Raw genomic sequence first — 10,983 nt, 5'->3', positions numbered from 1 at the left:
AACACGTGAAAGACTTACTCAAGTTTTTGAAGGCTCAGACCAAGACCGAAGAGTTTGACAGTATCAAGATCGGTCTGGCCTCTCCTGACATGATCCGCTCCTGGTCATTCGGTGAGGTCAAAAAGCCTGAGACCATCAACTACCGGACTTTCAAGCCGGAGCGTGATGGTCTGTTCTGCGCCCGTATCTTCGGACCGGTGAAGGACTACGAGTGTCTGTGCGGCAAGTACAAGCGCCTGAAACACCGTGGTGTGATCTGTGAGAAGTGCGGCGTTGAAGTGACCCAGACCAAGGTCCGTCGTGAGCGTATGGGCCACATCGAGCTGGCCAGCCCGACTGCCCACATCTGGTTCCTGAAGTCCCTGCCGTCCCGTATCGGCCTGCTTCTGGACATGACCCTGCGCGACATCGAGCGCGTGCTCTACTTCGAATCTTTCGTCGTAATCGAGCCGGGCATGACCAACCTCGAACGCAGCCAGATGCTCTCTGAAGAGCAGTACCTGGATGCGCTGGAAGAGTGGGGCGACGAATTTGACGCCAAGATGGGTGCCGAAGCAATCCTGGCATTGCTGCGCGCTATCGATCTGGAAGGTGAAGTCAAAACCATGCGTGAGGAGCTGGATCAAACCAACTCCGAGACCAAGCGCAAGAAGACCACCAAGCGTCTGAAGCTGATGGAAGCTTTCCTGCAGTCCGGCAACAAGCCGGAGTGGATGATCATGACAGTGCTGCCTGTGCTGCCGCCGGACCTGCGTCCGCTGGTACCGCTGGACGGCGGCCGTTTCGCGACTTCCGATCTGAACGATCTGTACCGTCGCGTGATCAACCGTAACAACCGCTTGAAGCGTCTGCTGGATCTGGCTGCTCCGGACATCATCGTGCGCAACGAAAAGCGTATGCTGCAAGAGTCCGTCGATGCGCTGCTGGATAACGGCCGTCGCGGTCGTGCCATCACCGGTTCCAACAAGCGCCCGCTGAAATCCCTGGCCGACATGATCAAGGGTAAGCAGGGTCGTTTCCGTCAGAACCTGCTCGGTAAGCGTGTCGACTACTCCGGTCGTTCCGTTATCACCGTAGGCCCGACTCTGCGTCTGCATCAGTGCGGTCTGCCGAAGAAGATGGCGCTGGAACTGTTCAAGCCGTTCATCTATGGCAAGCTGGAAACCCGCGGTCTGGCGACCACTATCAAGGCCGCCAAGAAGATGGTGGAGCGCGAAGAAGCTGTCGTTTGGGATATCCTGGACGAAGTTATCCGCGAACATCCGGTTCTGCTGAACCGTGCACCGACTCTGCACCGTCTGGGTATCCAGGCATTCGAACCGACTCTGGTCGAAGGCAAGGCAATCCAGCTGCACCCGCTCGTTTGTGCTGCGTATAACGCGGACTTCGATGGTGACCAGATGGCGGTTCACGTACCGCTGACCTTGGAAGCCCAGCTGGAAGCGCGTGCGCTGATGATGTCTACCAACAACATCCTGTCGCCAGCCTCCGGTGAGCCGATCATCGTTCCTTCTCAGGACGTGGTCTTGGGTCTGTACTACATGACCCGCGCCCGCATCAATGCGAAGGGTGAAGGTATGGTGCTGTCCGGCCCGAAAGAGGCCGAGAAAGTGTACCGTGCTGGTCTGGCCGACCTGCATGCTCGCGTCAAGTGCCGCATCACCGAGTACGTGAAGAACGAAGCCGGTGAGCTGGTTGCCAAGACCGAGATGAAGAACACCACCGTTGGTCGTGCGATCCTGAGCCTGATCCTGCCGAAAGGTATGGAATACGCCCTGATCGACGAGCCGAAGGTGCTGACTGCTGCCGAGCAGGCCGATCTGGAAGCCAATCCGCAGAACTGGATCAAATGCGTATCCAACAAGGCGCTGGGCAAAAAGCTCATCTCCCGTCTGCTGAACACCTGCTATCGCAAGCAGGGGCTGAAGGACACCGTTATCTTCGCTGACCAGCTGATGTATACCGGTTTCCACTACGCGGCGCTGTCCGGTGCTTCCGTTGGTATCGATGACATGGTCATCCCGGATGCCAAGAAAGACATCATCGCGTCTGCCGAAGCCGAAGTTGCCGAGATCCAGGACCAGTTCCTGTCCGGTCTGGTAACTGCGGGCGAACGTTACAACAAGGTTATCGATATCTGGGCCAGCGCCAACGAGCGCGTCTCCAAGGCCATGATGGAGAACTTGTCCAAAGAGCGTAACGTCAACTCGCTGGGTGAAGAAGAAGAGCAGGCCTCGTTCAACAGCATCTTTATGATGGCTGACTCTGGTGCGCGTGGTTCCGCCGCTCAGATCCGTCAGCTGGCCGGTATGCGTGGCCTGATGGCCAAGCCGGATGGCTCCATCATCGAGACCCCGATCATCGCGAACTTCCGCGAAGGTCTGAACGTACTGCAGTACTTTATCTCTACCCACGGTGCTCGTAAGGGTCTGGCGGATACCGCACTGAAGACTGCGAACTCCGGTTACCTGACTCGTCGTCTGGTAGACGTGGCGCAAGACATGGTGATCACCGAGGACGATTGCGGCACTACCGACGGTCTGTGGATGACTCCGCTGATCGAGGGTGGCGACGTGGTCGAGCCGCTGCGTGAGCGCGTGCTGGGTCGTGTGGTGGCAGAAGATGTCATCAAGCCGGGTACCGAGGACGAGATCCTGGTTGCCCGCAACACTCTGCTCGATGAGCAGCTGTGTGACCTGCTGGAACGTAACTCCGTTGACCGTGTGAAGGTACGTTCTGCCATCACCTGTGAAACCGACTTCGGTAACTGTGCTCACTGCTACGGCCGTGATCTGGCCCGTGGTCACCTGGTTAACAAGGGTGAGGCTGTCGGTGTTATCGCCGCCCAGTCCATCGGTGAACCGGGTACCCAGCTGACGATGCGTACTTTCCACATCGGTGGTGCTGCATCTCGTGCCGCTGCTGAAAGCAGCATCCAGGTCAAGAACACAGGTACCATCAAGCTGCAGAACGCCAAGTTCGTTCACAACAGCGATGACAAACTGGTTATCACCTCACGTTCTACCGAACTGACCATCATGGACGACATGGGCCGTACCAAGGAAAGCCACAAGCTGCCTTACGGTTCCGTGCTGGAAGTGAAGGACGGCCAGGCCGTGAGTGCTGGCGAGACCGTTGCCAACTGGGATCCGCACACCCACCCGATCATCACCGAAGTGGCAGGTCGCCTGCAGTTCGAACACATGATCGATGGTGTGACCATCACTCGTCAGACCGACGAGCTGACCGGTCTCTCTTCTATCGTTGTTCTGGACGTCAACGAGCGTCCGAGCGCCGGTAAAGAGATGCGTCCGACCGTTAAACTGGTCGACCTGAACGGCAAAGACGTGATGATCCCGGGTACCGATGTAGCCGCCCAGTACTTCCTGCCGGGCAAGGCGATCGTGAACCTGGAAGATGGTGCCAACGTGGGCGTGGGTGACGCGGTAGCGCGTATCCCGCAAGAGTCCGGCGGTACCAAGGACATCACCGGTGGTCTGCCGCGCGTTGCGGATCTGTTCGAAGCACGTCAACCGAAGGAACCGGCAATTCTGGCCGAGATCTCCGGTACCATCTCCTTCGGGAAAGAGACCAAGGGCAAACGCCGTCTGGTCATCACCCCGACCGATGGTGGCAACGTCTACGAAGAGATGATTCCGAAGTGGCGTAACCTGAACGTGTTCGAAGGTGAAAAAGTTGAGAAGGGTGAAGTGCTGGCGGACGGTCCTGAGTCTGCTCACGACATCCTGCGTCTGCGCGGTATCAGCCCGGTCGCCAACTACATCGCCAACGAAGTGCAGGACGTTTACCGTCTGCAAGGCGTTAAGATCAACGACAAGCACATCGAAGTCATCGTTCGTCAGATGCTGCGCAAGTGCGAGATCCTGAGCGCTGGCGATACCGATCTGATCGAAGGCGAACAGGTTGAAGTGGCTCGTGTGAAGATTGCCAACCGTAAGCTGGTTGCCGAGGGCAAGACCCCTGCTACCTACCGTCATGTACTGATGGGTATTACCAAGGCATCTCTGAGCACCGAGTCCTTCATCTCCGCGGCTTCCTTCCAGGAAACCACTCGCGTTCTGACCGAAGCCGCCGTAGGTGGCAAGCGTGATGAACTGCGTGGTCTGAAAGAGAACGTCATCGTGGGTCGTCTGATCCCGGCTGGTACCGGCTTTGCCTACCACCACAGCCGGATCAACCAGCGTGCTGCCGCAGCTCGTGCTGTTGGTACCCCGCAGGTGACCGCTGATGAAGCGGAGCAGAACCTGGCGGATCTGCTGAACGCAGCCGGTAGCTTCGACGAAGAGTAACTCGTCATCCGTGATTAAAAAGGGCTCCTTCAAGGAGCCCTTTTTGTTGGCCAATTCCTCGGCAAAGGTAGACGCAGCGCGGGTTTCAGGATGATCCAGAGCAAAGTTGTAGAGTAAAAAATCAAAAAAAGTTGACTTTACTTCCCTGCAATTTAAAACTCGGGAAAGTTGAATGGTTATTACAGGGGTAGAACATGACTGTCGGTATCGAGGAAGCCATGCTTCCCGAAGAACAGCTGATCAGCCGCACTTTTACAGATGAAGACAGGGAATTGTTGCGCTCATACGATGGGCTCATCGATGGCTTGGCCGAGCTGTTCGGCAAGCATTGTGAAGTGGTACTCCACTCCCTGGAAAATCTGCACGAGTCGGTGATCAAGATCGCCAACGGCTTCAATACCGGACGCACCCTCGGGGCGCCCATCACCGATCTCGCCCTGCGCATGCTCAAGGATATCGAGAGCACCGGCCAGGATTACACTCAGAGCTATTTCGCTCGCAGCCGTACCGGCGCGCTGATGAAGTCGAGCACCATCGCCATTCGCAACAGCGAGCGGCAAGTAGTGGGGCTTATCTGCATCAATCTGCACATCAATGCGCCTTTCCACGAGTTCGTGGCCGAATTTTTCCCGACGCCCCAGCAGGCGGCGCGTCAGTCACCAGAGACCTTCGCCAACAGCGTGGAAGAGCTGGTTGCCCAGACGGTGGATAACACCATCGACGAGATCAATCGCGATCCCACCGTGGCCAACAATGCCAAGAACCGCTTCATCGTGACCCAGCTGTTCGAGAAGGGCATTTTCGACATCAAGGACTCGATCAATCTGGTGGCGGACAAACTCAATATTTCAAAACATACCGTTTATCTTTACATCCGACAGCGCAAGCAGGGTGAAGACGAGAACGAGTAACTCATTCCAGAAGGGGATAGATGAATGGCTAAAGAAGTGATTGCAACCGACAAGGCGCCTGCCGCGATTGGTCCGTATGTTCAGGCTACCAAGGTTGGCGAGATGATCTTCACCTCCGGGCAGATCCCGCTCGATCCTGCCACCATGGAGATCGTGGCTGGCGGCATCGAAGAGCAGGCCGAACGGGTGATGAAGAATCTGGTTGCCGTGTTGCACGCTGCCGGTGCCGATGCCAGCAAAGTGGTCAAAACCACCTGCTTCCTGAGCGACATGAACAACTTCGTTGCCTTCAATCAGGTCTATGCCCGCTACTTTGGTGATGCTGCGCCAGCCCGCTCCTGCGTGGAGGTGGCCCGTCTGCCGAAAGATGTGCTGGTCGAAGTTGAGGCGATTGCCCATCTCTGATCAACAGATCGAATCAAGCCCCTCCTGGCAGGGGCTTTTTTGTTTTTGGCGTAAAATGGACCGGGTCAGCACAGGAGTCCTGCTATGAGTCTGAGTTTTGCCATCCTGGTCACGGGGCCTGCCTATGGCACCCAATCGGCCAGCACAGCCTATCGTTTTGCCCGCACCCTGTTGGCACAGGGGCATACCTTGTCCCACCTGTTCTTCTATCAGGACGGGGTCTGCAACGGCAACGGTCTGCATCTGCCAGCATCCGATGAGACCGACCTGGTGCGTCTGTGGCGAGAGCTGGCAGAAGAGCAGGGGATCCGTATCGACGTCTGCGTCGCCGCCGCCATGCGGCGCGGTGTGCTCGATGAACAGGAGGCCAAGGGGGCGGGGCTGGTGCACTTCAATCTGCAAGCGCCATTTTGTCTGAGCGGTCTGGGCCAGTTGGCCGAGGCTGCGCTCACCGCCGATCGGCTGGTTCAGTTCTAGGGGGAGTCATGAGCAAGAAAATCGCCTTTATCTGCAGTCGTGGCCCCCATGGTCATGCCGCCGGCCGGGAAGGACTGGATGCCCTGCTGGCCACCTCGGCCATGACCGATGAGCTGGCCCTCTTCCTGATTGGGGACGGTGTGCTGCAACTGCTCAAGGAGCAGCAGCCTGCCGCCATTTTGCAGCGCCACTACGCGCCCACCTTCAAGATGCTGGAACTCTATGACATCGAAGAGGTCTATGTTTGTGCTGACTCGCTGGCAGAGCGTGGCGTGACAGTGGATGATCTGCTGATCCCCGTCGAGAGTTTGCCGCGCCAGGAACTGGCTCGGCGCTGGGCACAATGTTCGACTCACATCAGCTTTTGAGGTCTCCATGTTGCATCTGATATTGAACTCCCCCTTTCAGAGTCAGGCTCTGGCAGAGGCGCTCTCATACCTTCAGCCCGAGGATGAGCTGGTACTGATGCAGGATGCCGTGATTGCGGCATCGGCTCCCCAGTGGATCGAGCGGTTGGCGGGTATCCCGCTTTATGTGATGCAGGAAGATCTGCAAGCTCGCGGTTTGCAGCATCGGGTGGGCAATCTGCTCGATATGGCGGATCTGGTGGCACTGATTGCGCAAAAAGGTTCCCCGCGCACCTGGGGTGGCTGAGAAGCATATTTTCAAGAAAATTCAAGGCGATGTCGTGAAAGCAAACGGATCCGAATTGCCCTTTTGTGACGCAAATTGTATAAATCTTGACTCCCCAGACAACAGGGCATAAAATTTCGCGTCCCCGTATCTGCGGGGAGGATTTTCCACACGTTTATGAAGTCATTATCAGGAGCCTTTTGATGGCAACTATTAACCAGTTGGTTCGCAAGCCACGCATCAAGCTCGTTGTGAAAAGCAACGTGCCGGCGCTGGAAGCGTGCCCTCAGAAGCGTGGCGTATGCACTCGTGTATATACCACCACCCCGAAGAAGCCTAACTCTGCACTGCGTAAAGTGTGCCGTGTACGTCTGACCAACGGCTTCGAAGTCACCTCCTACATCGGCGGTGAAGGTCACAACCTGCAAGAGCACTCTGTTGTTCTGATCCGTGGCGGTCGTGTAAAAGACTTGCCAGGTGTTCGTTATCACACCGTTCGTGGTGCGTTGGACTGTGCCGGTGTTAAAGACCGTAAGCAGGCTCGCTCCAAGTATGGCGTGAAGCGTCCTAAAGCTTAATGGTTCTCCGTTAAGTAAGGCCAAACGTTAATTCGTTTCTAGTTAGATAGCTTTCTAGTTTTGGGTAATCCCTGAAGTTACGGAGAATTTGAAATGCCAAGACGTCGTGTTGTTGGTCAGCGTAAAATCCTGCCAGATCCCAAGTTCGGATCAGAGCTGCTGGCTAAATTTGTCAACGTAGTAATGGTTGACGGTAAGAAATCTGTTGCAGAAGCCATTGTTTATGGCGCCCTGGACATCATTGCCACCAAATCTGGCAAAGAGCACCTGGCCGTATTCGAAGAAGCTCTGGATAACATTCGTCCGGCGGTCGAGGTTAAATCTCGTCGCGTCGGTGGTGCAACCTATCAGGTGCCGGTAGAAGTTCGTCCGGTACGTCGCAATGCCCTGGCAATGCGCTGGTTGGTTGATGCCGCTCGTAAACGTGGTGAAAAATCAATGGCTCAGCGTCTGGCTGGCGAGCTGCTGGATGCCGCTGACAATAAGGGTTCGTCTGTCAAGAAACGTGAAGACGTTCACCGTATGGCTGAAGCGAACAAAGCCTTCGCTCACTTCCGCTGGTAATCCGCTTGCGCAGGGTCTTTTGACTCTGCGCACCTTTAATTATCTAGGGACAAGCGCCTTAGTAAGAGGATGACAATGGCTCGTACAACCCCCATTGAGCGTTATCGTAACATCGGTATCTCCGCTCACATTGACGCCGGTAAGACTACTACTACCGAGCGCGTACTGTTTTACACCGGTGTAAGTCACAAGATCGGTGAAGTTCACGATGGCGCTGCCACCATGGACTGGATGGAACAGGAACAAGAGCGTGGTATCACCATCACCTCCGCCGCGACCACCGCTTTCTGGTCCGGTATGGGTAAACAGTTCCAACCGCACCGTATCAACATCATCGATACCCCGGGCCACGTTGACTTTACTATCGAAGTAGAGCGTTCAATGCGTGTTCTGGACGGTGCCGTGATGGTGTACTGTGCCGTAGGTGGCGTACAGCCACAGTCTGAAACCGTATGGCGTCAGGCTAACAAGTACAAGGTTCCCCGTATCGCGTTCGTCAACAAGATGGACCGTACCGGCGCCAACTTCCTGCGCTGCGTTGAGCACATCAAGACCCGTCTGAAAGGTACTCCGGTTCCCCTTCAGCTGAACATCGGCTCTGAAGAGAACTTCAAGGGCGTCGTTGACCTGGTCAAGATGAAAGCCATCAACTGGAATGAAGCTGATCAGGGCGTATCCTTCGATTACGAAGACGTCCCGGCCGAGTTGCTGGAACAGGCGCAAGAAATGCGCATGAATCTGGTTGAAGCCGCTGCTGAAGCGTCTGAAGACCTGATGGAAAAATACCTGGGCGGCGAAGAGCTGACCGAGGAAGAGATCAAGGGTGCTCTGCGTCAGCGCGTGCTGAACAACGAAATCATCCTGGTAACCTGTGGCTCCGCGTTCAAGAACAAGGGCGTACAGGCCATGCTGGATGCCGTGATCGAGTACCTGCCGGCTCCGACCGACGTTGCTGCTATCGACGGCCTGAAAATGGACGGCGAGACCAAAGACGAGCGTCACGCTTCCGATGACGAGCCGTTCTCTGCTCTGGCGTTCAAGATCGCTACCGACCCGTTCGTTGGTAACCTGACCTTCTTCCGTGTCTACTCTGGCGTGATCAACTCCGGTGACACCGTGCTGAACTCCGTCAAGGACAAGCGCGAGCGTTTTGGCCGTATCGTTCAGATGCATGCCAACAAGCGTGAAGAGATCAAAGAAGTACGCGCTGGTGACATCGCTGCTGCCATCGGTCTGAAAGACGTGACCACTGGTGACACCCTGTGTGACCCGAACGCACCGATCATCCTCGAGCGTATGGAATTCCCGGAGCCGGTAATTTCTATCGCGGTTGAGCCGAAAACCAAGGCTGACCAGGAGAAGATGGGTCTGGCACTGGGGCGTCTGGCTCAGGAAGATCCGTCCTTCCGCGTATGGACTGACGAAGAGTCAGGTCAAACCATCATCGCTGGTATGGGTGAGCTGCACCTGGACATCATCGTTGACCGTATGCGTCGCGAGTTCAAGGTTGAAGCCAACGTAGGTAAGCCGCAGGTTGCTTACCGTGAAACCATCCGTACCACCGTTAAAGACATCGAAGGCAAGCATGCCAAGCAGTCTGGTGGTCGCGGTCAGTACGGTCATGTTGTTATCGACATGTACCCGCTGGAAGAAGGCAAAGCCTACGAATTCGTCAACGACATCAAAGGTGGTGTCATTCCTGGTGAATTCATCCCGGGTGTTGATAAAGGTATCCGTGAGCAGCTCAAATCTGGTCCGCTGGCTGGTTACCCGGTTATGGATCTGGGTGTGCGTCTGCACTTCGGTTCTTACCACGATGTCGACTCTTCCGAACTGGCGTTCAAAATCGCTGCTTCCATGGCCTTTAAGGCTGGCTTCATGAAAGCCAACCCGGTTCTGCTCGAACCGATCATGAAAGTAGAAGTTGAAACTCCGGAAGATTACATGGGCGACGTTATCGGTGACCTGAACCGTCGTCGTGGCCTGATCGAAGGTATGGAAGATGGCCCGTCCGGCAAGATCGTACGTGCTCTGGTGCCGCTGGCCGAAATGTTCGGTTATGCAACTGCACTGCGTTCCGCTACCCAGGGTCGCGCTTCCTACGCCATGGAATTCGCCAAGTATCACGATGCACCGACCAACGTTGCACAAGCCGTGATCGAAGAGCGCAAATCCAAGTAATTTAAGATTCCCCGCCTACGACGGTAGGCGGGTTTAACCTAGAAGGACTACGTCGTGTCTAAAGAAAAATTTGAGCGTAATAAACCGCACGTAAACGTCGGCACCATCGGCCACGTTGACCACGGTAAAACCACCCTGACTGCAGCTATCACCAACGTGCTGGCCAAGCACTTCGGTGGTAAAGCTTTCGCCTTCGACCAGATCGACAAGGCACCGGAAGAGCGTGAGCGTGGTATCACCATCAACACCTCCCACGTAGAATACGACACCGCTACCCGTCACTACGCACACGTAGACTGCCCGGGTCACGCCGACTACGTTAAAAACATGATCACCGGTGCTGCCCAGATGGACGGCGCGATCCTGGTAGTAGCAGCGACTGACGGCCCGATGCCGCAGACTCGTGAGCACATCCTGCTGGGTCGTCAGGTAGGCGTTCCGTACATCATCGTGTTCATGAACAAGTGTGACATGGTAGATGACGAAGAGCTGCTGGAACTGGTCGAGATGGAAGTTCGTGAACTGCTGTCCGAGTACGACTTCCCGGGTGATGACCTGCCGGTAGTCCGTGGTTCTGCACTGAAAGCGCTGGAAGGCGAAGCTCAGTGGGAAGAGAAGATCCTGGAACTGGCTGGCCACCTGGACAGCTACATTCCGGAGCCGGAGCGTGCGATTGACCAGCCGTTCCTGATGCCGATCGAAGACGTATTCTCTATCGCTGGCCGTGGTACTGTAGTTACCGGTCGTGTAGAGCGCGGTATCGTTAAAGTTGGTGAAGAAGTGGAAATCGTTGGTATCAAAGATACCACCAAGACCACCTGTACCGGCGTTGAAATGTTCCGCAAACTGCTGGACGAAGGTCGTGCAGGCGAGAACATCGGTGCACTGCTGCGTGGCGTGAAGCGTGAAGACGTAGAGCGTGGT

At 55.9% G+C, this 10,983-nt stretch carries 10 protein-coding genes (1 of these 10 cut by a window edge); all 10 read left to right on the top strand.

From position 1 onward, the window contains the following. Positions 1-5 precede the first annotated feature (5 nt). The gene (gene rpoC / locus I6L44_RS15005; RefSeq protein ID WP_139405363.1) at positions 6-4,310 is read left to right on the top strand and encodes a DNA-directed RNA polymerase subunit beta'; all 4,305 of its coding nucleotides are present in this window, start codon (positions 6-8) and stop codon (positions 4,308-4,310) included. Between the two features lie 194 nt (positions 4,311-4,504). Continuing rightward, complete coding sequence (locus tag I6L44_RS15000; protein ID WP_005339902.1) at positions 4,505-5,221, top strand: transcriptional regulator; 717 nt, start codon at positions 4,505-4,507, stop codon at positions 5,219-5,221. A 24-nt stretch (positions 5,222-5,245) separates the two neighbouring features. Beyond that, entirely contained in the window at positions 5,246-5,626 is a 381-nt protein-coding gene (locus I6L44_RS14995; RefSeq protein ID WP_005339904.1) for a RidA family protein, read from the top strand. A gap of 84 nt (positions 5,627-5,710) precedes the next feature. Then, positions 5,711-6,103 (top strand): sulfurtransferase complex subunit TusD, encoded by a 393-nt coding sequence (tusD, locus tag I6L44_RS14990; RefSeq protein ID WP_103250731.1) that lies wholly within the window; start codon positions 5,711-5,713, stop codon positions 6,101-6,103. A gap of 8 nt (positions 6,104-6,111) precedes the next feature. Continuing rightward, positions 6,112-6,471 carry a sulfurtransferase complex subunit TusC gene (gene tusC / locus I6L44_RS14985; protein ID WP_005341830.1) on the top strand — a complete coding sequence of 120 codons (360 nt, stop codon included), beginning with the start codon at positions 6,112-6,114 and terminating at the stop codon, positions 6,469-6,471. Positions 6,472-6,478: 7 nt separating this feature from the next. After that, complete coding sequence (gene tusB / locus I6L44_RS14980; RefSeq protein WP_158110825.1) at positions 6,479-6,757, top strand: sulfurtransferase complex subunit TusB; 279 nt, start codon at positions 6,479-6,481, stop codon at positions 6,755-6,757. A 182-nt stretch (positions 6,758-6,939) separates the two neighbouring features. Continuing rightward, on the top strand, positions 6,940-7,314 hold the full coding sequence (gene rpsL / locus I6L44_RS14975; protein WP_005306278.1) for a 30S ribosomal protein S12: 375 nt from the start codon (positions 6,940-6,942) through the stop codon (positions 7,312-7,314). Positions 7,315-7,407: 93 nt separating this feature from the next. Beyond that, positions 7,408-7,878: a 30S ribosomal protein S7 gene (gene rpsG / locus I6L44_RS14970; RefSeq protein ID WP_005339911.1), complete on the top strand. Its 471-nt coding sequence runs from the start codon at positions 7,408-7,410 to the stop codon at positions 7,876-7,878. 75 nt (positions 7,879-7,953) lie between these two features. Continuing rightward, a complete protein-coding gene (gene fusA, locus I6L44_RS14965) occupies positions 7,954-10,059 on the top strand; it encodes an elongation factor G (RefSeq protein WP_021229318.1) in 2,106 nt (701 codons plus the stop codon). Positions 10,060-10,113: 54 nt separating this feature from the next. Continuing rightward, positions 10,114-10,983: the 5' portion of an elongation factor Tu gene (gene tuf, locus I6L44_RS14960; protein WP_074042664.1), read on the top strand. The gene runs 315 nt beyond the window's last position; only the first 870 of its 1,185 coding nucleotides appear in the window; it begins with the start codon at positions 10,114-10,116; its stop codon lies off the right edge, out of view.

Source organism: Aeromonas sp. FDAARGOS 1414, assembly GCF_019047065.1.
Taxonomy (GTDB): Bacteria; Pseudomonadota; Gammaproteobacteria; order Enterobacterales; family Aeromonadaceae; genus Aeromonas; species Aeromonas veronii_A.
This window is presented reverse-complemented; position numbering and strand designations above follow the sequence as displayed.

Coding starts and splice junctions, on each gene's coding strand:
- I6L44_RS15000 (WP_005339902.1), top strand. CDS start 4,505: ATGACTGTCGGTATCGAGGAAGCCATGCTTCCCGAAGAACAGCTGATC.
- I6L44_RS14995 (WP_005339904.1), top strand. CDS start 5,246: ATGGCTAAAGAAGTGATTGCAACCGACAAGGCGCCTGCCGCGATTGGT.
- tusD (WP_103250731.1), top strand. CDS start 5,711: ATGAGTCTGAGTTTTGCCATCCTGGTCACGGGGCCTGCCTATGGCACC.
- tusC (WP_005341830.1), top strand. CDS start 6,112: ATGAGCAAGAAAATCGCCTTTATCTGCAGTCGTGGCCCCCATGGTCAT.
- tusB (WP_158110825.1), top strand. CDS start 6,479: ATGTTGCATCTGATATTGAACTCCCCCTTTCAGAGTCAGGCTCTGGCA.
- rpsL (WP_005306278.1), top strand. CDS start 6,940: ATGGCAACTATTAACCAGTTGGTTCGCAAGCCACGCATCAAGCTCGTT.
- rpsG (WP_005339911.1), top strand. CDS start 7,408: ATGCCAAGACGTCGTGTTGTTGGTCAGCGTAAAATCCTGCCAGATCCC.
- fusA (WP_021229318.1), top strand. CDS start 7,954: ATGGCTCGTACAACCCCCATTGAGCGTTATCGTAACATCGGTATCTCC.